At 69.7% G+C, this 22583-nt stretch carries 15 protein-coding genes; 1 reads left to right on the top strand and 14 read right to left on the bottom strand.

Going from position 1 to position 22583, the window contains the following annotated elements; all coding sequences use genetic code 11:
- Positions 1-102 precede the first annotated feature (102 nt).
- Positions 103-1530, top strand: coding sequence for an APC family permease (locus tag BM342_RS04615; RefSeq protein ID WP_092964291.1), 1428 nt, complete (start codon positions 103-105; stop codon positions 1528-1530).
- Between the two features lie 16 nt (positions 1531-1546).
- Here the strand turns inward: BM342_RS04615 and BM342_RS04610 are convergent, their stop codons facing one another.
- From BM342_RS04610 to BM342_RS04545, 14 genes are all read right to left on the bottom strand, one after another.
- Entirely contained in the window at positions 1547-2344 is a 798-nt protein-coding gene (locus BM342_RS04610) for a hypothetical protein (RefSeq protein ID WP_092964290.1), read from the bottom strand.
- A gap of 68 nt (positions 2345-2412) precedes the next feature.
- On the bottom strand, positions 2413-3777 hold the full coding sequence (locus tag BM342_RS04605; RefSeq protein WP_092964289.1) for a class I SAM-dependent methyltransferase: 1365 nt from the start codon (positions 3775-3777) through the stop codon (positions 2413-2415).
- Positions 3774-5198, bottom strand: a complete 1425-nt coding sequence (locus tag BM342_RS04600) for an FAD-binding oxidoreductase (RefSeq protein ID WP_092964288.1) — start codon at positions 5196-5198, stop codon at positions 3774-3776. The genes BM342_RS04605 and BM342_RS04600 overlap by 4 nt, the downstream gene beginning before the upstream one ends.
- Positions 5199-5333: 135 nt before the next feature.
- Positions 5334-6389 carry an ABC transporter permease gene (locus tag BM342_RS04595; RefSeq protein WP_092964287.1) on the bottom strand — a complete coding sequence of 352 codons (1056 nt, stop codon included), beginning with the start codon at positions 6387-6389 and terminating at the stop codon, positions 5334-5336.
- Positions 6386-7471, bottom strand: coding sequence for an ABC transporter permease (locus tag BM342_RS04590; protein WP_092964286.1), 1086 nt, complete (start codon positions 7469-7471; stop codon positions 6386-6388). Before BM342_RS04590 ends, BM342_RS04595 begins: the two co-directional genes overlap by 4 nt.
- Complete coding sequence (locus tag BM342_RS04585) at positions 7468-9114, bottom strand: sugar ABC transporter ATP-binding protein (RefSeq protein ID WP_092964285.1); 1647 nt, start codon at positions 9112-9114, stop codon at positions 7468-7470. The genes BM342_RS04590 and BM342_RS04585 overlap by 4 nt, the downstream gene beginning before the upstream one ends.
- 129 nt (positions 9115-9243) lie before the next feature.
- Positions 9244-10239 carry an ABC transporter substrate-binding protein gene (locus tag BM342_RS04580; protein ID WP_092964284.1) on the bottom strand — a complete coding sequence of 332 codons (996 nt, stop codon included), beginning with the start codon at positions 10237-10239 and terminating at the stop codon, positions 9244-9246.
- A gap of 265 nt (positions 10240-10504) precedes the next feature.
- Positions 10505-12067 (bottom strand): sugar ABC transporter ATP-binding protein, encoded by a 1563-nt coding sequence (locus tag BM342_RS04575; protein WP_092964283.1) that lies wholly within the window; start codon positions 12065-12067, stop codon positions 10505-10507.
- On the bottom strand, positions 12064-13092 hold the full coding sequence (locus tag BM342_RS04570) for a LacI family DNA-binding transcriptional regulator (RefSeq protein ID WP_092966522.1): 1029 nt from the start codon (positions 13090-13092) through the stop codon (positions 12064-12066). Before BM342_RS04570 ends, BM342_RS04575 begins: the two co-directional genes overlap by 4 nt.
- Before the next feature lie 185 nt (positions 13093-13277).
- On the bottom strand, positions 13278-15914 hold the full coding sequence (locus BM342_RS04565) for an immunoglobulin-like domain-containing protein (RefSeq protein WP_092964282.1): 2637 nt from the start codon (positions 15912-15914) through the stop codon (positions 13278-13280).
- A 96-nt stretch (positions 15915-16010) separates the two neighbouring features.
- Positions 16011-16274 carry an LPXTG cell wall anchor domain-containing protein gene (locus BM342_RS04560; RefSeq protein WP_092964281.1) on the bottom strand — a complete coding sequence of 88 codons (264 nt, stop codon included), beginning with the start codon at positions 16272-16274 and terminating at the stop codon, positions 16011-16013.
- Positions 16271-17308: a WxL protein peptidoglycan domain-containing protein gene (locus BM342_RS04555; protein WP_092964280.1), complete on the bottom strand. Its 1038-nt coding sequence runs from the start codon at positions 17306-17308 to the stop codon at positions 16271-16273. Before BM342_RS04555 ends, BM342_RS04560 begins: the two co-directional genes overlap by 4 nt.
- A 71-nt stretch (positions 17309-17379) precedes the next feature.
- Positions 17380-18009 (bottom strand): hypothetical protein, encoded by a 630-nt coding sequence (locus BM342_RS04550; RefSeq protein ID WP_092964279.1) that lies wholly within the window; start codon positions 18007-18009, stop codon positions 17380-17382.
- 395 nt (positions 18010-18404) lie between these two features.
- The gene (locus tag BM342_RS04545) at positions 18405-22559 is read right to left on the bottom strand and encodes a beta-L-arabinofuranosidase domain-containing protein (RefSeq protein WP_092964278.1); all 4155 of its coding nucleotides are present in this window, start codon (positions 22557-22559) and stop codon (positions 18405-18407) included.
- Positions 22560-22583: the final 24 nt, after the last annotated feature.

Genomic DNA, 22583 nt, shown 5'->3' with positions numbered 1-22583 from the left:
CGGTGGGTCTGCGCCGTGGAATCCGCCGGAGTGGCGATATCGGGCGGCGCGCGAGTAGCGTAGCGTCGCCCCGCTCGATCGAAGGCGACGACAGGAACCCCCATGACCACCTCCGCACCCACCGCTCACCCCGTGAAGCTCCGGCGTTCGCTCGGGCTCTGGGCGATCGTCGGCCTCGGCCTCGGCTACATGACCCCGATGACCGTGTTCGACACGTTCGGCTACGTCTCCGACGAGAGCGGCGGCGTGGTGCCGCTCGCCTACCTCTTCGCGCTCGTGGTGATGCTGTTCACCGCCATCAGCTACGGCCGCATGACGCGCGTCTACCCGTCCGCCGGTTCGGCCTACACCTACGCGTCGGAGACGATCCACCCGAACGTCGGCTTCCTCGTGGGGTGGACGGCGCTGCTCGACTACCTCCTGCTCCCCCTCGTGAACGCACTGCTGCTGCGCCAGTACTTCGAGGCCTTCTTCCCCGACATCTCGGGTTGGGTCTGGGTCGGCGCCTACGTCGCGCTGATCACGCTCCTGAACCTCTGGAGCATCACCTCGACCTCGCGCGTCAACGGCACGCTGCTCATCTTCCAGGTCGTGCTCATCGTCGTGTTCGTGGGCCTCGCGTGGGGGGCGCTCAACGCGGGCGCCGGCAACGGCACGCCGTTCAGCATCGAACCGCTGTACCACGCGAACGTGCAGATCGCGACGGTCATCAGCGCGGCCACGATCGTCTGCTTCTCGTTCATCGGCTTCGACGCCATCACGATGTACACCGAGGAGGCGAAGGACGCGAACACCGTGCCGAAGGCGATCGTGCTTTCGCTCCTCATCGGCGGCGCGCTGTTCTTCGTCGCCGGGTGGTTCACGCAGTCGCTCTTCCCGAGCGTCGAGGGCCTCACCGAAGGCACTGCGCTGCCCGAGCTCGCCTACTCGGTCGGCGGCATGCTCTTCCAGATCCTCTTCGTCGCGGCGGCCGTCGCGGCGGTCGCCGCCTCGAGCCTCGCCTCGCACGCGAGCGTCTCGCGCATGATCTACGTCATGGGCCGCAACGGCACCGGCCCGATCAGCCGCAGCCTGTCGTACGTGCACCCGCGGTTCCAGACCCCCGCGGTCGCGATCGTGCTCGTCGGCGTCGTCTCGCTCGCTGCGGCGGTGGCCGACCTCGACTTCATCTTCTCGCTCATCAACTTCGGCGCGCTCATCGCGTTCACGGTCGTGAACATCACGGTGATCCTGCACTTCGCGGTACGCCGCCGCGAGGTGAGGTCCGCGTCGCAGATCGTGCGCAACATCGTGCTGCCGGTCATCGGCGTCGTGCTCACCGTGGTGCTCTGGCTCAACATCAGCAGCGACGCGATGATCTACGGCCTGCTCTGGCTCTCGATCGGCCTCATCATCCTGCTGGCACTGACCCGCCTGTTCCGGCGCCCGATGCGCCTCTCGCTCGAGGAGGACGAGGTCATCGCCGAGGGCGCCGAGGGCGAGGACGCCCTGCTCGCAGAAGATCGTCGTCGCCTCGACGCCGCCGAGTAGACGCGGGTCGGGCGCGTCAGTCCGGAGACCCGAGCGGGCCGGTCGCGGTGCCGTCGGGCACGGTCGTGACGGAGAGGAGTTCCTCGCGGCCGGCTCCGCCCGAGACGGTCACCGTGAGCACCGGCCCGACGCCGGGAGCGTAGAACTTGAGCTCCTCGACGGCGGGTTCGAGCGGGGTCGTATCGCGGGTCAGCAGCGCGCCGGTGAACGCACCGTAGGGCACCTCGACGAGCTCCTCCGTGCCGAGCACGGCACCCTGGTCCTCGGCCTCGCCCTGCAGGTACTCCTGCCGGTACTCCATGCCCGGCACCGGATGCGCGGGCACCACGATGCCCGCGAGGGCGCCGTCGACGCCCGCCTCGAAGCTGCCCTCGCGCGAGACGATCACGCCGTCCTCGAACTCGGCGGTGTCCTCGCCGAGGTACCAGATCGCGCCGGCGGCATCCTGCGCGTACCAGTCGAAGGTGTCCTCCACGAGCTCGTCGCCGCGCCGGACCGAGTCGCGCACGACGCGCGCCTCGATGCCGTTCGCGATCTCGCGGGTCTCGCTCGTGACGGTGACCTCGACCGTGAGGTCGCCGTCGGGATCCGTCTCGCGATAGGTCCAGCGCGTGCCCGGCTCCATCGGCCAGTACGGGTTGTCGATGACGGTGCTGAACTGCGACGGGTCGAGCTCTACAGATGCGTCGCCGGTCGGCAACGCCTCGCCGGTCGGCGACGGGGCCGGGGACACCGCGGTGCACCCTGCGAGCGCCGCCGCGACCGTCGCCGCGGCTGCGATCGTCACGATCCGCGCATGCGCGATGCCCTTCATGACGCGATCAAGGCTACGCGCGCGAGCCCCGAACCGCCATGGTCGGGGAGCCCGTCAGCGGCCTCGGTTCACGCCGACCACCACGGCCGCAGCGGAAGCCCGCCGTTGCCGCCGCGCTCGTCAGGCCGCACGGCGAGCACCTGGTGCAGCTGGATGCCGCCGGTCTCGAACGCGAGCCGCGAACCCGCCATGTAGAGCCCCCAGATCTTCGCGGTGGGCAGGCCGACCTCGGCGACCGCCTCGTCCCAGTGGGCGACGAGGTTCGCGCACCAGTCGCGCAGGGTGAGCGCGTAGTGCTCGCGCAGGTTCTCCTCGTGCAGCACCTCGAAGCCGACGTCCTGGGCTTCGCGGATGATGCGGCCGGAGCCCGTGAGCTCGCCGTCGGGGAACACGTAGCGGTCGATGAACCCGCGCGCCGAGGCCTGCGAGGTGTTGTCGGGGCGCGTGATGCAGTGATTGAGCAGCAGGCCCCCGCTGCGCAGCCTCGACTGCAGGAAATCGAAGTACGACGCGTAGTTGCGCACGCCGATGTGCTCGAGCAGCCCGATCGAGGAGACCGCGTCGAAGCCGGTCTCCCGGATGTCGCGGTAGTCGCCGTAGCGCACCTCGGCGAGCTCGCCCAACCCCTCGTCGGCGATGGCCTGCCGCGCCCACGCGGTCTGCTCCTCGGACAGCGTCACGCCGAGGGCGCGCACGCCGCGCCGCGCCGCGTAGCGCACCATGCCGCCCCAGCCGCAGCCGACGTCGAGCAGCCGATCGCCGGGCTTCAGCCGCAGCTTCTCGAACACGAGCCGGTACTTGTTCTCCTGCGCCTCGTCGAGCGAGGCGTCGAGGCTCGGGTAGCACGCGCAGGTGTAGGTCATCGAGGGGCCGAGCACCCACTCGTAGAACGTGTTCGAGACGTCGTAGTGGTGGTGGATCGCCTCGGCGTCGCGCGACCTGCTGTGCCGGAGGCCCTCGGCGACCCGCCGCCACCTGGGCGGCACCTCCTGCGGGGGCGGTGCGATCGGGCGCAGGTGCTCCACGCCGATCGAACGGACGACCTGCGCCACCACCCGCGGAGGCGGCAGCTTGAAGACGAGCTCGTCGGCCAGCGCGGCCAGCAGTTCGTATGGGTCGCCCGGGTGCACGCCGTGCACGTCGAGGTCCCCGGCGATGTATGCGCGGGCGAGGCCCAGGTCGCCGCGCCCGGTCGCGAGGTAGGTCGTGCCGCGCGGCGTCAGCAGTTCGATCCCGAGTGCGGCGTCCGCCGGCCCGGCCGAGCTCCCGTCGTAGGCCGTGAACCGCAGCGGCAGGCGGCCGCCCGCGAAGATCTCGAGGATCTCGGCGAGCGAGAGCCTTCCGGGGTCGTGCGGCTCGCCCGCGGCATCCGCTCGCCCTGCCTGTTCGTGCGCGCCCGCGGTGTCGGCCGTCGGGCCCTTGGTCGTCGTCATCGTCGTCGTACCGCCTTCGCGTAGAGGTCGAGGAGTCGGGAGTCCGGGTCGTACCGTCGTTTCGCGGCCAGGTACGGTTCGCCGCCGTAGAGCGCGTCGAACTCCTCGCGTGCGTAGAACGAGTCCGAGTAGAGCGACTTGTGCCCGTCGAGCGCACCGACCTCGCGCTCGATCAGGCGGTTCGTCTCGCCCTCGGTGGCGCCCACCGGCACGGTCGACCAGAAGCCGACATTGACGTACGTGCGGCCCTTGCCGAGCGGGTACAACGGCCAGCCGGCCTCGTCGCGGAGCCGCAGCGGGCACAGCCAGATCGGCTCGATCGGCACCCGCTCGAGGAACCAGTCGAGGAACTCGACGCACCGGTCGATCGGCACCTCGACGTCCTGGATGACGCGTTCGCGCGCCGGTCGGCCGTGCAGCCGCTCGAGGCGGTCGCCGAGGTCGAACCGGCGTTCGAGGCGCATGAGCCTGCCGTAGAAGCTGCTGCGCAGCAGCCGCCTGGGCCAGAGGCGTCGGGCGAGCGGATGCTGCGCACCGAACGCCTGCGAGCACCAGAACCAGTCGGCGTCCCACCGCCAGAGGTAGTCGTGCGTCGTGAGCCGGTCGTGCGCGACCCCGTCGGCGTGCTGGATCGAACGGTAGTAGATCCGTCGACCGGTGTAGTCGGCGACCGGGCCGGCCTCCGCGGTCTGCGTGCCGAGGCACAGGTAGCCCTCGTCGGCGCCGAACACGACGCCGTCGAGGAAGTCGACGCGCAGGCCCTCGGAGGCGCCGGTCTCGGAGGTGCCGGTCTCGAACGTGCCTGTGTCGAATCTGCCGGTCTCGACGATGCGATCCATGGTCGCCACCAGATCGGCGAGGTCGTGGAAGCGCACGTGCGTGAGCGCGACGAAGGGCAGCACGGGCTCGAGCTCGATGCGCAGCCGCACGGCGTATCCGAGCGTGCCGTAGGAGTTCGGGAAGGCGCGGAACAGGTCGGCGTGCTCGCTGCGGGTCGCCGTGACCACCTCGCCCGCGCCGGTGAGGATGTCCATCTCGAGCACCGACTCGTGCGGCAGTCCGTTGCGGAACGACGTCGACTCGATGCCGAGGCCCGTCACCGCGCCGCCGAGCGTGATCGTCTTCAGCTGCGGCACGACGAGCGGCACGAGTCCGAACGGCAGCGTCGCCGCGACGAGGTCCTCGTAGGTGCACATGCCGGCGACGTCGGCCGTGCGCGCATCGCGGTCGACCGAGATGACGTGGGTCAGTCCGGACGTGTCGAGCCTCGCGGCATCCGCCTTCGCCCGGGTCCTGAAGAGGTTCGACGTGCGCTTGGCCAGTCGCACCGTCGAGCCGGCGGGCACGGCCCGATAGCTCGCGAGCAGGCGCTCGACGCCTGCGTCGTGGGCGGTGCGTGCGTCGGTCGCAGCAGCGGACACGCGACCACGCTAGCCCTCGCGGGCTGCCGCGACCACCACGACGCGGCGCGCCGCGGACGACGTCGGTGATGCGGCACGGTACGCGGCATCCGGCCCTCGCTCCACCGTGATCGGCGTCGTGACCCGACCGGGGCGCTACGTGTGCCGCTTCGACGTGACCGCGCGCTGCAGCAGCACGAACACGAGCAGGATGCCGCCGGTGATGATGGTCGTCATCTCCGGCGGGATGCCGCCGTCGCGCGTGATGAGGACGTTCATCAGGCCGAGCACCAGCGCGCCGACGACGGAACCCAGCACGTAGCCGTATCCGCCCGTGAGCAGCGTGCCGCCGATCACGGTCGCGGCGATGGCGTCGAGCTCCCAGCCGATGCCGGTGATGTTCTGCGCGATGCCGAGGCGCGAGGTGTAGACCACTGCGGCGATGCCCGAGAGCGTGCCGCTGATGACGTACACGAGCACCTTGGTGCGCGGCACCGCCAGGCCCATGAGCGCCGACGAGCTCTCGGAGCCGCCGATCGCGTACACCGTGCGACCGGTGCGGGTGCGGTGCAGCACGAAGAACGCGACGAGCACCACGAGCAGGGCGATGATCACGCCGGGCGTGATGACGACGTCGTTGACCTTCGGCCCGTCGATCAGCTTGAACTGCTCGCCGAGCCAGAGGATCGGCGAATCGTCGGCGAGGCGCTCGGGCTGGGTGCTGAGCAGCGAGGCCAGGCCGCGGCCGAGGAACATCATCGCCAGGGTGGCGATGAACGGCTGCACGTTGAAGTACTGGATCAGGATGCCGCTGGCGAGGCCCGAGCACGTGCCGATGAGCACCATCAGGAGGATCACGACCCATGGGTTCCAGCCCGCGTTCGCGAGCATCACGCCGGCGACGCTCGAGAGCGCGATGACCGAGCCGACCGAGAGGTCGATGCCGCCCGTCAGGATCACGAAGGTCATCGCCACCGCGAGGATGATGAGGTGCGCGTTGTTGATCAGCAGGTTCGACAGGGTGTTGTACTGCACGATGCGGCCGTAGGCGAGCTCGCCGTAGATCACCATCGCGATGAAGATGACGATGGCGGCGACGGTGGGCAGCACCGACGGGTTGGACGCGACGACCCGCTTCACCCGGGCCACGAGCCTGGCGACTCCGGACTCCTGGGCGGGCGCGTCGACCTGGGGGGTCTGCACGACGGTCATGCGGAAACCTCCTGCTTCGACGGGGCGGGGATCGACTCGGTGCGCAGCAGCGGTGGCTTGCGCCGTTGGACGAACCAGCTCCGCACCCGCTCGGACTGCAGCAGGCAGAGCACGACGATGACGATCGCCTTGAAGGCGGGCGTCGCCGACGACGAGATGCCGAGGAACACGATGGTCTTGTCGAGGGTCGCGATGAGCAGGGCGCCGACGACGGCACCGCCGATCGAGAACTTGCCGCCCGAGAGCGACGTGCCGCCGATGACGACCGCGAGGATCGCGTCGAGCTCCATCTGGTAGCCCGTCCGAGAGACGTCGACCGTCATCACGGTGCCGACCGACATGATGCCGGCCACGCCCGCGAGCACGGCGCTCAGGATGTACACCGTGAGCAGCAGTCCGCTCGGCTTGATGCCGGCCATGCGGCTCGCCTTCGGGTTGATGCCGATCGCCTCGATCATGAGGCCGAGTGCGCTGCGGCGCACCACGAGGCCGACGACGATCACGATCGCGATCGCGATCAGGAACACCACTGGCAGTCCGATGACGAACCCGTTCGCGATCCAGCGGAACGGATCGTTCGTGGCCGACGTGTTCTGGCCCTCGGTGATGACCTTCGCGATGCCGCGGCCCGCGAGCATCATGATGAGCGTGCTGATGAACGGCTGGAGGCCGATGTAGGCGACCAGGATGCCGTTGATCGCACCGAGGATCGCGCTCACCAGCAGGGCGAGTCCGATCGCGCCGAGCGCGACGCCGACCGAACCCGACTGGCCGGCATCCTTCATGAACACCATGGCGACGGCGCCCGAGACCGCCATGACCGAGCCGACCGAGAGGTCGATGCCGCCTGTGGCGATGACGAGCGACATGCCGACGGCGATCATGAGGATCGGCGCCGATGCCCGAAGGATGTCGATGACGTTGCCGACGAGGTTGCCGTTGACCGGGTTGACCGTAATGGCGAGGTAGTTCGGGTCCTTGAGGACGTTCAGGGCGAGCAGCGCGAAGATCGCGATCACGCCCCAGAAGAACGGCTTGCGGATGAGCTCGCGCAGCCAGGTCGTGCGAGCAGCGTTGCTCATGATTCCTCCTCCGTCGCAGCGTACGCGTGGGCGTTCGCGTGCGGGGGCTCGCTCGGGTGCGATGGTTCGGTCGTGTGCTGGGTCTCGGCATCGATGATGCCACTCTCGGAAGCCGCCTCGACACCGTGCGCCGCGATGACGTCGACGATGTGCTGGGCCGTGATCTCGGGGCCGTTGACGATCTCGCCGATCTTCTGGTGGTCCTTCAGCACGACGATGCGCTCGCTCAGCCGCACGACCTCCTCGAGTTCGGACGAGATGAAGACGACCGAGACGCCGTTCTCGGCGAGTTCGGCGACGGCCTCCTGGATCTCGGCCTTCGCGCCGACGTCGATGCCGCGGGTCGGCTCGTCGAGGATCAGCAGCTCGGGGTTCGTCGCGAGCCAGCGGCCGAGCAGCACCTTCTGCTGGTTTCCACCCGAGAGGTTCTTGATGAGCCGGTTCGGGTCGGCGGGCCGCACGTTCAGGGCGGTGATGTACTTCTCGACGAGCTCGTCCTGCTCCTTGCGCGGGATGGGCTTGGCCCAACCGCGCTCGGCCTGCATCGCGAGGATCATGTTCTCGCGCACCGTGAGGTCGGCGATGATGCCCTCGTCGCGGCGGTTCTCGGTCGAGAAGGCGATGCGCTTCTCGAGGCCGTCCGCGGGGTTCTTGAGGTCGACGCGCTTGCCGTGCAGCACGACCTCGCCCGCATCGGCGCGGTCGGCGCCGTAGAGCAGGCGGGCGAGCTCGGTGCGGCCGGAGCCGAGCAGGCCGGCGAAGCCGACCACCTCGCCGCGGTGGATGTCGAGGTCGGTGGGCTCGATCGAGCCCCGGCGGCCGAGGCCCTTCGCCGCGAGCAAGGGCTCCTCGGCGGCGTAGTCCCGGTCGTCGACGCGGCGGTTGCCGCCGAGCGACGAGAGCGCCCCGAGGTCCTTCCCGATCATCTTCGAGATGAGGGCGTGGCGGTCGAGGTCGCGCGTGAGGTACTCGCCCTCGTACCGGCCGTTGCGCAGGATCGTCAGGCGGTCGCTGATGGCGTAGATCTGATCGAGGAAGTGCGAGACGAAGAGGATCGCGACGCCCTGGTCGCGGAGCGTGCGCATGACGCGGAAGAGGCCCTCGACCTCGGCCGCGTCGAGGCTCGAGGTCGGCTCGTCGAGGATGAGCACCTTCGCCTTGATCGCCATCGCGCGACTGATCGCGACGAGCTGCTGCATGGCGATCGAGAGCGTCGAGAGGGGCTTGTGGGTGTCGAGGTGCTCGAGCCCGAGCCGGGCGAGCGCCTCGGTGGCGGCGGCGTGCGTCGCGCGCCAGTTGACGCCGAAGGCGCCGCGGATCTCGTGGCCGAGCATGACGTTCTCGCCGATCGAGAGGTTCGTGACCAGGTTGACCTCCTGGTACACGGTCGAGACGCCGGCACTCTGCGCGTCGCGCGTGCCGTGGAACTGCCGCTCCTGGCCCGCGACCACGATCGAGCCGCCGTCGATCTTGTAGACCCCGGTGAGCGCCTTGATCAGCGTCGACTTGCCGGCGCCGTTCTCGCCCATCAGCGCGTGGACCTCGCCCTGGAAGAGGCGGAAGTCCACCCCGTCCAACGCCTTGACGCCCGGGAACTCGATGGAGATGTCGCGCATCTCCACGATGGGCAGTGATTCAGTCATGGCATTCGCATCCTGTGCTTCGACCGCGGCATGGCGGCCGGCCGTTCATTGGAGCGGTGCGGGGCCGCTCGAGGAGCGGACCCCGCACCGTGTGCGTCGCACGCCGCGATCGGCGGCGTGTTCAGCCGATCAGTACTTGCGGTCGGCGAGCACGGCCTGTGCGGCCTCGGGCGAGTCGAACGCCTCGCTCGGCACGATGATGTACGAGTCGACCGACTCGCCGGCGAGCGTCTTGTTGACGACGTCGAGGGCGGTCTCGCCGAACAGCGGGTTGTACTCGTGCACGTAGCTGAGCTGGCCGGCGGCGAGCGCCTCCATGGCGGAGAGCGTGCCGTCGATCGTCGCGATCTTGACGTCGACGCCAGGCTTCAGGCCCGCCTCTTCGACGGCCTGTGCGGCGCCGAGGCCCATCTCGTCGTTCTGCGCGAAGATGAGCTGGATGTCGTTGCCGTTCGCCTTGAGCAGTGTCTCGGTGACCGACTTGCCCTCTTCGGCCGACCAGTTCGCGGTCTGCGCGGCGACCTCGACGAGGCCGGAGCCGTCGACCGACGCGTCCCAGCCCTCGTTGCGCTCGTTCACGACGCCGACGCCCGCGGGGCCTTCGAGCGTGATGTAGTTGCCGCCGTCGGGGAACTGCTCGACGGCCCAGGCACCGACCTCCTTGGCGACCTCGACGTTGTCGGGCGCGATGCGGGTGATGTAGAGGCTGGGGTCGTCGGGGTCGATGCCGCGGTCGAGGAGGATCACGGGGATCTCGGCCTCCTGCGCACGCTCGAGCGAGTCCTCCCAGCCGGAGGCCTCGGTGGCCGAGAGCAGGATCACGTCGACGCCCTCGTCGACGAACGACGTGAACGCGTCGATCTGCGACTTCTGGTCGAGGTTGGTGGCGGGCGCGTACTTCAGCTCGAAGCCGGCGTCCTCGGTGAACGTCTCCTGGACGTTCTTCTCGTTGGCTTCGCGCCAGGCGCCCTCGGGGCCGACGGCGACGAAGCCGACGGTCGTGAGCTCGCCCGCGTCGGCGCTGTCGCCGCTGTCGCCGCCGCTCGAGCACGCGGCGAGGCCGACGGTGAGTGCGCCGACGGCCGCCAGGCCGAGGAACTTCGTGAAACGCCTCTGAACTGACATGTGATCTCCTCCTTGAGACCCGGCACCACGGCGCCGGTGTTTTCCGCTGAGCGGATTCCGAGTGATTGCGGCGACGCTTGGCGCGTCCCGACGTTCAGAATGTTACCGGGAACAAACTCGGGAACACAAGCAGTTTGTTCCCGGAAACATAACATTCCGGAAACACCGCGCGCGAGCCCCCGTCGCAAGGTCGGCGGACAGGGGCGATACCGGCATCCGTCGCCCGTACCAGCCCGCGCCGGCCTGCTCGGGCCCGCGCCTCAGCTCAGGCGTCGTCCTCGTCGTCGGCGGCGATCATCTCGATGATGGTGTCGACGCTCAGGCCCGGGCCGTTGCTGACCTCGCCGATCTTGCGCCGGTCCTTGAGGATCGCGATGCGGTCGCTGAGGCGCACGACCTCGTCGAGCTCGGACGAGATGAAGACCACGGCCATGCCGTCGCGGGCGAGCTCCGCCACGCGCGCCTGGATCTCGACCTTCGCCGCGATGTCGATGCCGCGCGTGGGCTCGTCGAGCACGAGCAGGTGCGGACGCGTCGCGAGCCACCTCGCGAGGAGCACCTTCTGCTGGTTGCCGCCCGAGAGCTGCTTCGCCGGCGCGTCGAGCCCCGGCGCGACGATGCCGAACGACTCGACGAACCGCTCGACGAGCGCGTCGCGCTCGGCGTGGGAGATGGGCCTGGCCCACCCGCGGATCGCCTGCAGCGCGAGCACGATGTTCTCGCGGACGGTGAGCTCCTCGATGATGCCGCCGTCACGGCGGTCCTCGCTCGCGTACGCGATGCGCCGACGCAGGGCGGCCGCGGGGTTCGGCAGCCCGACGGGGCGGCCGTCGATCGAGAAGGTGCCGGAGTCAGCGCGCTCGACGCCGGCGAGCAGCTGCCCGAACTCGCTGCGCCCGGAGCCGCGCAGGCCGCCGAGCCCGACGACCTCGCCGCGATGCACCTCGAAGTCCGTCGCCTCGAACTCGCCGCGTCGCCCGACGCCGACCGCGCGGAACACGGGCTCGCCCGTCGGCTCGGCGCGGTGCGCGCGCCGGTCGGAGCCGATACGGCGCAACTCGGTGAGGTCCTTGCCGATCATCTTCGAGATCAGCACCGCGCGATCGAGCTCGCGCGTCGCGTACTCGCCCTGCCCGTAACCGTCGCGCAGCACCGTGATGCGATCGCTGATCGCGTACACCTGCTCGAGGAAGTGCGACACGAAGAGGATCGCCACGCCCTGCTCCCGAAGCCGGCGGATCGCCCGGAAGAGGGTCGCGACCTCGTCGACGTCGAGGCTCGACGTCGGCTCGTCGAGCACGAGCACCTTGGGGTGGGTCACCATGGCTCGGGCGATGGCGACGAGCTGCTGGATCGCGGGCGGCAGCGTCGACACCGCCCGACGCGGATCGAGGTCGCCGAGGCCGAGCTCGTCGAGCACCGTGACGGCCCGCCGCCGCGTCGCGGGCCAGGAGATGCCGTACCAGCGGCGCTCCTCGTGGCCGATCATCACGTTCTCGGCGATCGAGAGGTTGCCGCACAGGTCGACGTCCTGGAACGCCGCGGCGATGCCGGCCGTCTCGGCCGCGGCCGGGCCCGAGAGCACGACGGGCTCCCCCGCGATGAGCACCTCGCCGGCGTCGATCCGGTAGGCGCCGCTCAGGGCCTTGACCAGCGAGGACTTGCCCGCGCCGTTACCGCCCATGAGCGCGTGCACCTCGCCGGCGAACAGGCGCAGGTCCACGCCGTGCAGCACGGTCGTGCCGTCGATGTCGACCGTGATGCCCGTCATCTCGACGACGGGCGAGCCCTCGGCGACCGGCCGTGCCGAGGCATCCGAGGCACTCATGACGCCCTCGGCGGGGCGGTCGAGGCGCGCACGACGAGCTCGCTGGGGATCTTCGAGCGCTGCGGGATCTCGCGACCCTCGAGCGCCGCGCGCAGCACCTCCATGGCCTTGACGCCGAGCGCGTGGAAGTCCTGCGTCACGGTCGTGAGCGGGGGGATGAAGTGGCGCGACAGCGGCAGGTCGTCGAAGCCGATCACGCTGACGTCTTCGGGCACGCGGATGCCGCGGTCGTGGAAGCCGTGCACCACGCCGAACGCCATCTCGTCGTTCGCGATGAACATCGCCGTGTACTCGGGCACGCCCTTGAGCCCCACGGCGTAGTCGTAGCCGAAGTCGGCGGTCCAGTCGCCGACGACGATGGGCCGCACCTTGAGGCCCCACTGCTCGATGCGCGCGTGGAACGCCCGCTCGCGGCCGCGGGCGTCGAGCCAGTCGAGCGGGCCCGCGAGGTGCAGGATGTCGCGGTGCCCGAGTGCGACGAGGTGGTCGACGGCGAGCGTGGTGCCGAGCTGCTGGTCGACGCTGACGGTGAGGAAGTTGGGATCCTTCGCGGCCTTGACCACGAGCACCGGCACGTCGATCGAGATCCGGCGCAGCGCCGAGACCGACGACGAGCGAGGCGCGACGATGCAGAGCGCGTCGACGCCCTCGGCGATGAGGTGGCCGACGGCGCTCTCGGGCGTGAGGCTCGCGTCGTCCTGCATGGCGACGGAGGTGACCGAGTAGCCGCTCGAGCGGGCCGCGAACTCGAGCCCGCGCAGGGTGCTCGTCGGCCCGAACTCGACCGAGCTGTCGACGATCACGCCGATGCGCTGGGTGCGCTGGGTCGCGAGGGCCCGCGCAGCGCTGTTCGGCTTGAAGTCGAGCTGCTCGATGACGTCCATCACGCGCTGGCGCGTGGCCGGCCGGATGTTGGGGTGTCCGTTGAGCACGCGGGAGACGGTCATGTGCGAGACGCCGGCGAGCACGGCGACCTCGCGGATGCCGAGCTTCTCGGGGCGGTCCCCGCTCTCGACGTCACTCACCACCGGTCTCCTGTCTCGCAGAGTCGTCGCCGCTCAGGTGCACCGGGATGCCGAACGCCGACCTCGACCGCTTCTCGACCGGTCGACGGGGAACAGCATATGCGTTCGAGTCCCCCGGATCACGTGTTGGAGCGGGCGGGGCGCCCCGCGCGATGATGCTCGCACGAGGCACCCCATGACCATGCTCAGCAGCTCCGCGTCGGGTAGGCGGTGCTGCCCGAGAAGCTCGCCCCTGCGGCCGTCGCGGAGACGCCGACGAATCCGGCGTCCATCGAGGCGGCTCGCGTCGAGAAGGCCTGCGAGACGGTCTTGCCCGGCAGCACCCCGACGAAGGTCTTCGTGCCGTACGCGGTCTCGACCGAGACATCCGCGGTCCTGGTGTCGACGTTCTTCACGGACGCCACGAGGCTCACCTTGCCCGCGACGCACCGCGAGGTCGCCGTGGTCTCGACGGCGACGTCGGGGTTCGTGCCCACGCCCGCGTAGTGGAACACGACGCGCTGGTACTCCTGCGCGGTGATCGGCATGATGCCGCCGTGGCGCTTCTTGAGCGTGCCGAGGTTCACGTTCGTCGCCTTCGACCACACCGACGCGGACGTCGAGTTGAGGTCGGTCGTGCGGAACGGGAGGTATCCGCGACCGGTGGCGTACTGGTCGGCGAGCAGGCCGTACAGCTCGGCCGCCGCGCCGCGGTCGTCGTCGTTGTAGGCGAAGAACTCCGGGCCCTCGAGGCAGGCGCCCGTGTAGTTCAGTCCGCCCGCGCACGCGCCGCTGCCGCTCAGGATCGACTGCAGCGTGCCGACGAGCACCCATTCCTGGTCGGTGCCGGTGGTCTTCGCCGTCGCCGAGGTCGTGATCGCGTCGAGCTTCTTCGAGCGCTCGATCGTGATCTGGCCGTCGCCGGAGGCCCGGTAGAACCAGTCGCCGACCTTGATGACGCTCGTATCGATGATCGAGCCCTGCCGGTCGATCCACTTGACCGGGGTCGAGAAGGTGCGGAAGTCGCGCGTCGTCGACAGGTACATGTCGACGCTGTCGCCGAGCTCGGTGTTGCCGTCGGCACGGGTCGCCCAGAACACGTAGTACTGCTGCGTCACCTCATCCCAGACGGCCTCGGGCGCCCACGCCATGCCGGCGTTCGGGATCTTGCTCGCGACGTCGGCGAAGCGCGGCTCGCTCCAGTTCACGAGGTCGGTGGACTCCCAGATCACGAGGTCCTTCGAGCCCGTGACGGTCGCGTTCGCCGAACCCCAGCCGCCGCGGTAGTGGATGCTGAGGTCGGTCGCGATCAGGTAGAACCGGTCGCCCTCGGGCGAACGCACCACGAAGGGGTCGCGCACGCCGCCGTCGCCCTGGCCCTTGGCCAACGCGAGCACCGGGTTGCCGTTCGCGCGCGTGTCGGTGAAGGTGGCCGCGTCGCGGCTGGTCGCGAAGTAGATCTGCTCGTCGGTGGGAGCACCCTCGGTGCCCGTGAAGTGCGCGAACAGGTAGTCGGTCGTCTCGGCGAGCTCGAACGCCTTGCGAACCGTGAGCGGGATGTCGCGGGTCGCCGTGACGCCGTCCTTCGACGCCGTGACGGTGAGCACGACTCGCGTGTCGCCGTTCGCCGGGCGCGTGACGACCCCGGGGGCGACCATGTCGGTGCCCTCGACGTCGACGATCGCCGGGGCCGACGAGCTCCACGAGAGTGCCGAACCGAATCGCGGGCCGTTCGTCGGGAGCGCGAGGTCGGAGCGCACGTCGTCGGCGTACGGAAGCGCGATCGCGTCGAGGTCGCGCTGGACGACCTCGGCAGCGGTGGGCGCCCGGAGCACCGTGACGGTGAAGGACTTGGTCGCGGTCTGCCCGCGCACGGTCGACGTCGCCGTCAGGGCGACCTCGGTGTCGGATGCCGGTTGGGTGACCGTGCCGTCGGCGCCCACGATGCCCGCGGGCGACGAGGTCCACGTCACGCCGCCGGCCGTCGGCAGCACGAGGTCGGTCTCGACCTTCGAGAGGTCCTGCGCGTTGACGGACGCGAGGTCGAGAGCGGCCGCGGTCTCGCTCGCGGATGCCGAGGCATCCGTCGCTGCGATCGTCGTCAGGTCGGCGGCGGTCAGCGCCTCGGAGTACACCCTGAACGACGACACCCCGCCCTGGTAGAGCGAATCCGCCGCGTAGGCGCTCTTGCCGATCAGGTTCGTGGTGTGCGTCGTCAGGTCGCTCAGGTTGACGGTCGAGTTGGTCTTCTCGGCGACCTGCACGCCGTCGATGAAGAGGCGGAGCGTCGACGTCGTGTTGTCGGCGTTCTTCGCGATCGTCGCCGCGACGGACTGCCACTTGCCCTGGGCGAGGGTCGTCGGCGAGGTCACCGACTGCTCCCCCGACCAGTTGGTCTTCGTGATCGCCACGCGCGGGGCGACGGGTTGGATGAAGAACTGCCCGGTTCCGGATGACGAGGAGGCCGAGCCGCCGATGTTCCACAGGAACTTCGCGCCGGTCAGCGCAGTCGGACTCGTCTCGATCACGATCGTCGCGGCCGACCGACCCGCGAGCAGGCCGTCGGGCAGCTTCACGTGGTTCGACCCGGTGAACTGCATGAACCCGCCGCGCCACGCCTCGCCGCCGACCACGGCGCCATCGCGACCGCCGCCCGACAGGTCGTGCACGACCGTGCCCGACGACTCCGAGAAGTCGTACGACGCCAGCAGCGATGCGGGCTCCGCGCCCCATGCGGCACCGGGACCGAACATGGCCAGGCTTCCCGCCGCCAGCAGCGCACTCGTCGCGCCGGCGACCCATCGCCGTGCACGACGTGCGCGCGGCGTTGCTTCTCGAACCATCAGAACCTCCTGTGAGCGTGTTCGAGCCCGATTCCGGGCACGACGGATGGAGCCGCGCGGGCGTTCGATCCCGCGAGGTGGAGCAGTGCGCCTCCTTCAGCGGCGCGGGCGTCCGATCGGATGCCGGGTGAGGAGCGTGTGCGCGATCAGCACCGCTCCTCCGATCAGCAGTGCGCCGGCCCAGGCGATCGCATCAGCGGCCACTCCCGTGGAGGGCAGCGACTCCGGCGCGCAGAGCCGATCGCAGGGCAGCGGCGGGATGTCGACCCGGAGGACCAGGCTGCCGAGCGGCACGCCTTCCGACGCGCCCGCGCCGACATCCGGCGATCCGTCCAGCTGTGCGAGCCATCGGCCGATCACCCGCGTCCCTCGAGGGCCGGCTCGCGACGTCCCTCTTCGCGTGCCTGCTCGAGCATGGCGTCGAGCCGGCGCCTGGACCGGCCGCGGCGCCAGAGGAGGGCCGTCACGAGCAGCGCCGTGCCGACGACGACCAGCAGCTGCGGCCACGGCACGGCCCAGACGAACACGCCCGTCGAGGACGGAGAGACGGCCGTCTCCTCGCCACCCGCCGTGGTGACGGTCGGCGCGAGTTCGATCTCGCCGGGGAGCGCGAGCAGCGGCCAGACCTGGTCCACCGCCAGCGAGAACGACCGGCTCTCTCCCGGGAGGATCTCCTGCGGCCGCTCGTTCGCGCCCGGGAAGGCGATGCTGCGACCCGCGATCTCGAGCACGCCGGCCACCGCGAGCCTGGTGTTGCCCTCGTTGACGACGTCGAACGAGACGTCGATGCTTCCGGGCCGGATCGGGTTCCACGAGGTGGTGTAGCCGGTCTCGACGTTCGTGACGGCGTATGCGGGCGCGAGCTCGCCGGTGACCCGGGTCATCACCCGGAATCCGACGCGGCTCTCGACCCCGACGCCTGCGCCGTCGCCCTGCTTGAGCGAGAGCACCGATGCGGCGATGCCCGCGGCGTGGTCGCCGGGCTCGGCGTTCTCGGGCACCGCGACGGTGAACGGCACGACGACCGTGCCGCTCGGCGGCACGGTGACGCTCTCGGGCAGGTCGATCCAGGTGCCCGCGTCGACGGATTCCTGGTCGGACGGCAGCATGTCGAACCGCCCGTTGTCGTTGTAGTACCCGTCGGCGGCCGAGAGGCGGAAGGTGACCTCCTCGGAGCCGAGGTTCCGGACCGCGAAGTGATCCTGCGTCTCGGCTCCGGGATCGATGTCGTGATCGACGGACACGCGTCCGTCGGGACCGGCCGCGTCGGCCGGGGTGACCGACCAGGACACCGGGGTCCCCTCCTCCGCGACGGCGGGTGCGGCCGTCACGGCGACGAGGCCGACGGCGAGCGCGAGCGTGACGACGGCGGGGCGGAGGAGGTCTCGGATCATGGTGCGTCCTGGTCGAGGTGATCGCGGCCGGGCCGGCGGTGTCGCGCCGGCCCGATCGCGGGTCGGATGGGTCAGTACTGGTCTTCGAAGAGCGACAGCGTCAGGAGCGACGTGTAGCTGCCGGGTGCGACGTCGACCGGCGTCTTCAGCACGAGGCCGGCGTTCGCCGTCCACTGCCCGGACGCGGCCGATGCGGACTCCGAGTCGAGCGAGAGCGCGAGCAGCTCTTCGCCCGTGAGGCCGACGTTGTTCGGCGCGGCGTCCAGCGCAGTGCCCACGACGTCGCCCGCGGCGACCTCGCCGTCGTTGTCGGTGAGGAGCGCCGGCGACCAGCCGAGGTGGTCTGCGGTGATCGCGGGCTGGCCGTTCTCGCCGGTGAAGCTGCCGGCCTGACCGGTGACGTACCAGAAGACGCCCGCCGGCACCTCGTCGCGGGTGTCAGTGACGGTCACGTCGGGCAGCGCACCGGTGAACTGGCGGTACTGGGCGGTCGAGCCGGTCTCGGTCAGGGTCGTCTCGGTGTTGGCGACGGTGAGGCTCAGCGCACCGTTCTCGACCGACGCGATGTCGACCTTCACGTCGACCCCCGAGCTGCCCTCGGGGTCGGGGTAGGCCGCGAACGCGGCGCTTCCGACGCCCACGAGCATCAGCCCGCCGAGAACTCCCGCCGCGCAACGCGCTGCAGCACCTTTGCTGATCATGATTCCTCCAGTTTCTCGGTCGGCGTGCGCCGAGCCGAATCGTCGTGCAGTACAGGGGCTGGCACGTTCGTTTGCGTGGCTCGGGAGAGACGACCGAGGTCGGCGCCCTTGCCGGTGGCGGTCCTTCGGGGGACCGCGATCGTCCCGAGAATGTTCCCGGGAACATTTACAGGATAGGCATGCACTCGAATGCCGTCAAGACGTCGCCCGATTGCGTTCACCGCGCTCACCTCGACCCCGGTCGACGGCCGGATGAGGCGGCCTCGATCGGCGTGGCAGAGGTCGTCGTGGCAGACGTCGTCGTCGACTCCATGATCGTGCTCCTCGTGGTGCCGTCGGTCGGTAGGTGGTACGACGGCCGCCACCGAGTGCACGATGACGGCCGCCGGGTCTGGTCAGCCGCAGCTGAGGGCGGGGTACGCGGCGGCGACGTCGGTCGAGACGTCTCGGCCTTCGAGCGATCCGGTCGCGGTCACCGTCACCGAGCCCGCGGAGATCGCGGCGACGCGGGTCGAGAAGGTCTTCGAGACCGTCTTGCCCGCCGCGAGCGAGGCGGTCGCCGTACCGTGGGCGGAGGTCTCGACGAGCTCGACCGGCACGTCGTCGCCGTTCGTGGCCTTCACGACGATCACGGCCTTGCCCGCCACGCAGCGCACGCTCGCCTCGGCGGTCACCTCGAGCTCGGGCTCGGGTACGGCGCGAACGATGCGGACGGTGTACGCGACCTTCGTCGCGTGGTCCTGCGCGGTGGCCTCGACCGCCAGGACCTTCGACTCGGTTCCGGCGGGGAGCGCCACGACGCGGGGCTCGGTGTCGTCGATGAGGATCCCGTCGACGCGGACCAGTCCGCTCGGCACCGCCGGATCGAAGTCGAGCTTCACGCTCGTCGCGCCGAGCGGCGCGGTGACCGTGTAGTCGTGCGTTCCGGCAGCCAGTGCGGGCGAGAGCGTGCCGCCGTCGACCGCGATCCTCGTGAGCTCGGCGTTCGTGCCGTAGCTGTCCGAAGACGAGGTGTACACGCCGAAGACGCCGCCGACGAAGCTCGTGCCGTTGCTCTGGAACCGCACGGTCACGACCGGGATCTTCTCGCCGTGCTCGTCGAGCACGAACTGCCCGTTCTGGTCGCGCTTGTAGCTGTCCTTCGCCGCGATGCCGTCGAGGATCGACTGCGGGATCCGGTCGTACTGGACGTACCAGCTGGTCGCGCCCGCGGCGTTCGTGATCGTCTCGTGCTTCAGCAGTACGTCGTTGAGGTACACGTCGAACGTGCGGCCGACGTCGCCGCCGTAGTAGCGCACGCCGAGGTGGTTCTTCGGCAGCGACGGGTCGACGATCAGGTCGTACTGGAAGTACGCGCCCGCCGCGGCCGGCGCGTGCCGGAACCCCTGGCCGTTGTAGACGCCGACGGTCGAGTTGTTGACCTGGTAGTTCTTGTCGGCCTCACTGTTGTTGTCGTCGAACGAGGTGAGCGAGTCGATCGTCGTCTCCGCGGTGCGCAGTTGCTGCTTGCCCTTGAGGATCAGCGCCTGCGCCTCGGCCGAGTCGGGCTCGACCAGGGTCATGTACGTCGCATACCGCGCGTCGTACAGGCTGTAGTACGGCTCGAAGGTGAGCGCGGCCGAGGTCTGGTCGACGCCGTGCAGCTTGAACCGCATGGTGGTCAGGCCGTTCGCGTTCATGCCGTCGGCGATGCGCTCGATGTTCGCCGCGGCATCCGCCTTCCAGGCTTCGGCGTCGGCCACGATGACGTTCGAGTTCAACGACTTGTCGGCCACGCCCATCTCCACGAGCACGCCGGCCGTGTAGCTGGCGTTCACGTTCTCGCGGCTGAGCTCGGTCGCGAGCAGCACCGGGCCGTACGTGAAGGCGACCCAGTTCGGGTTCTCGGTGTCGTCGTCGACGGTCACCTTCGCGGGCAGCGTGTAGGCGATCTCGTCACCCGCGGCGACCGGCACCTCGAGGTATCCGTCGACCTCGAGCGCCGCGACATCCCGAGCCTCGCCGTTGACCTCCAGCGTCGGGGTCGAGGCGACCCAGCTCGGCACGCGCAGCTTCACCACGGTGCCGTCGGCGACGTCGCCGCCGTCGAGCGCGCTCACCTCGAACGCCACGTCGGGGCTCGCCGGCACGTCGGCCGTCTGCACGAGCCGCAGGTTCTGCGACTCGGAACGCAGCTCGGAGCTGCGGAACTGGTTCACGTACACCGAGGTCGAATCCGTGAAGTAGATGGAGTCGCCGAGCTTCGTGAAGCTCTCGATGCCCGTGCCGTGGTCGCACCAGAACTGGTCGATCGGCGTGCCGAAGACCTTCGCGTAGCCCGCGGTCTGCGGCTGGAAGTACGTGACCATGCCGGTCTCCGGGTTCTGCGAGGCGAGGATCGTGTTGATGAACGTCGATTCGTAGTAGTCGGCGTACTTGACGTCCTTCGTCACCGCGAACAGCGCGTGGCTGAGCTTCAGCATGTTGTACTCGTTGCAACCCTCGGCCGTGGAGTTCTCGCCGTAGCCCGAGGTCACGCCGTTGGTGGCGAACTGGTAGAGCGTGTCGGCGCCGTGGAAGTGCTCCGACTGGCTGTTCGCGCCGTTCGCGTACGTGTGGTCGTCGATGACGATCTGCCAGAACTTCTCGGCCGCGGTGCGGTACATGGGCAGCGCGTCCTTCTCGGCCTGGGTGAGGGTCGCGTACAGCTCGGGGTCGTCCATGAACACCGTGTAGCGCTTGAGCGCGCCGACCAGCTTCGGGATCGTCGTGTTGGCGTGCTTGCCGTTCAGCACGTCCTGCCCGTTCGCGAGCTGCTGGAAGAGCGTCACCTCGTCGAAGTACTCGGCAGCGCGCTTGTGCGTCGGGTTCTTCGTGATGCTGTACAGCTCGTACAGGGCCTCGTTCATGCCGCCGTACTCGGTGTTCAGGATGACGGCGGGGTTCGCGAGCGAGGCCGCGTAGTTCTTCACCCACGTGCCGAATCCGGATGCCACCGCGAGCGCCTGGTTCGAGACCGGGGTCGGGGCGTACTCGTGGGCGTCGAGCAGGCCGGCGAGCACCTTGTGCAGGTTGTAGAACGGCACGAGCAGGCCGTCGCGGCCGCTCGGCAACGCGTTCAGCGCGAACGGCGCGACATACCCGGCGCTCGAGGGGTTCGCCGCGGCCCAGGCGTCCTGGCAGCGCTTGAGCCCGTCGACCGCCGCCGTGAGCTTGCCGAGCAGCTGCGCCTTGACCGCGGCATCCGTCGTCGTGGCGTAGGCCTGCGAGAGCGCCGAGACGTAGTGGCCGAAGAAGTGGCCCTGGAACCGGGTGCCGGTCGAGCGCTCCCACCCGCCGTAGCCGCTCGAGGTGGTCGGCGTGAGGCCGGCCTGCACGTACCAGGAGTAGAGGAACTTCTCGGGGTCGAGGCTCAGCAGGTAGTCGACCGTCTGCTCGTTGGCGTTCTCGAGATACCCGTCGGTGACGGTCACGTTCTCCAGCCCGGCGTCCTCGAGGTACTGCGAGATCGCCTCGCCGGCCGGCTGCACGACGACGTCGAACCCACGTGTGACCTGGTCGCTGCCGCCGTAGCTCGCGGTCGCCGTGAGGTGCACCTCGACGGCGTCGCCCTCGGGGCGCGTGACGTGGGCGGTGCCGCCTTCGATGTCGATCACGGTCTCGTCGGACGAGACCCACTCGATCGCGCTGCCCTTCGCGCCGACGGCGGGCACCCCGAAGTCCACCGTGGTGGTCGCGGGGAGCGAGATCGCGTCGAGGTCGGACTGCGCGACCGAGGCCGGGTCGAACGCCGGGTTGTTGCGCTTGGTGAGGGTCACGACGTCGGCGACGGTCGCGACGCCGTTGAAGAGCGCGTAGTCGTCGAGCAGGCCCTTCAGGTACGAGCCGTTGTAGTTCGGACCGTTGTAGCCGAGGGTCTTGGTGCTCGTGCCCTCGGAACCGAGCACGCCGGAGGCCGTCGCGCTGACGGGGGTCTTCACCGTCGCGGGCTGCAGCACGCCGTTGCGGTAGAACGCGACGGACTTCGTGGTGTGGTCGTACGTCGCGACGACGTGGGTCCACTGCCCGGCCGGGAAGAAGCTCGCACGGGCGGCGTCGACCGCGACCTTGTACGGCTGCCCGGTCGAGGGGCCGATCGACAGCGCGAGCGGTGTCGTGTCGGACTCCGACGTGAGGTACCAGCCGTCGGAGTTGTAGACCGTCTTGCTCCACGCGAAGACCTGCTCGGCCGTCATCGCGGCACTGGGGTTGTACCAGAACGAGACCGTGAGGTCCTGCGGCTGCAGGTTCGCGGCCGTGCCGAGCTTCAGCGCGGTCGACCCGTTGAACGAGAAGGCCTGGCCGCTGACGCCGGTCGCGTACGCGGCGGTGCCCCGCTGCAGGCCCACGGCGGCGGCGTTCGCGCTGGTGTCGGCGAGGGTGCCGTCGAGCTTCAGCTCGAGCACCTTCGACGACTCGATGCTGAGCTCGTCGGTCGCGGCGAGGGCCGCGGGTGCGGCCGACGCGGTGACGAGTCCGCCGAGGAGTGCGCCAACCGCGGCGAACGCGACGGTGCGTGCCAGTCTCGACATGGGAGTCCTTTCGAGGTGATCAGG

This window comes from Agromyces sp. CF514, from assembly GCF_900113185.1.
Taxonomy (GTDB): Bacteria; Actinomycetota; Actinomycetes; order Actinomycetales; family Microbacteriaceae; genus Agromyces.
This window is presented reverse-complemented; position numbering and strand designations above follow the sequence as displayed.

Excerpts from the sequence above, each read along its gene's own strand:
- BM342_RS04590 (WP_092964286.1), bottom strand. The coding sequence starts at position 7,471 with ATGAGCAACGCTGCTCGCACGACCTGGCTGCGCGAGCTCATCCGCAAG.
- BM342_RS04595 (WP_092964287.1), bottom strand. The coding sequence starts at position 6,389 with ATGACCGTCGTGCAGACCCCCCAGGTCGACGCGCCCGCCCAGGAGTCC.
- BM342_RS04565 (WP_092964282.1), bottom strand. The coding sequence starts at position 15,914 with ATGGTTCGAGAAGCAACGCCGCGCGCACGTCGTGCACGGCGATGGGTC.
- BM342_RS04580 (WP_092964284.1), bottom strand. The coding sequence starts at position 10,239 with ATGTCAGTTCAGAGGCGTTTCACGAAGTTCCTCGGCCTGGCGGCCGTC.
- BM342_RS04545 (WP_092964278.1), bottom strand. The coding sequence starts at position 22,559 with ATGTCGAGACTGGCACGCACCGTCGCGTTCGCCGCGGTTGGCGCACTC.
- BM342_RS04550 (WP_092964279.1), bottom strand. The coding sequence starts at position 18,009 with ATGATCAGCAAAGGTGCTGCAGCGCGTTGCGCGGCGGGAGTTCTCGGC.
- BM342_RS04575 (WP_092964283.1), bottom strand. The coding sequence starts at position 12,067 with ATGAGTGCCTCGGATGCCTCGGCACGGCCGGTCGCCGAGGGCTCGCCC.
- BM342_RS04610 (WP_092964290.1), bottom strand. The coding sequence starts at position 2,344 with ATGAAGGGCATCGCGCATGCGCGGATCGTGACGATCGCAGCCGCGGCG.
- BM342_RS04585 (WP_092964285.1), bottom strand. The coding sequence starts at position 9,114 with ATGACTGAATCACTGCCCATCGTGGAGATGCGCGACATCTCCATCGAG.
- BM342_RS04555 (WP_092964280.1), bottom strand. The coding sequence starts at position 17,308 with ATGATCCGAGACCTCCTCCGCCCCGCCGTCGTCACGCTCGCGCTCGCC.
- BM342_RS04615 (WP_092964291.1), top strand. The coding sequence starts at position 103 with ATGACCACCTCCGCACCCACCGCTCACCCCGTGAAGCTCCGGCGTTCG.
- BM342_RS04605 (WP_092964289.1), bottom strand. The coding sequence starts at position 3,777 with ATGACGACGACCAAGGGCCCGACGGCCGACACCGCGGGCGCGCACGAA.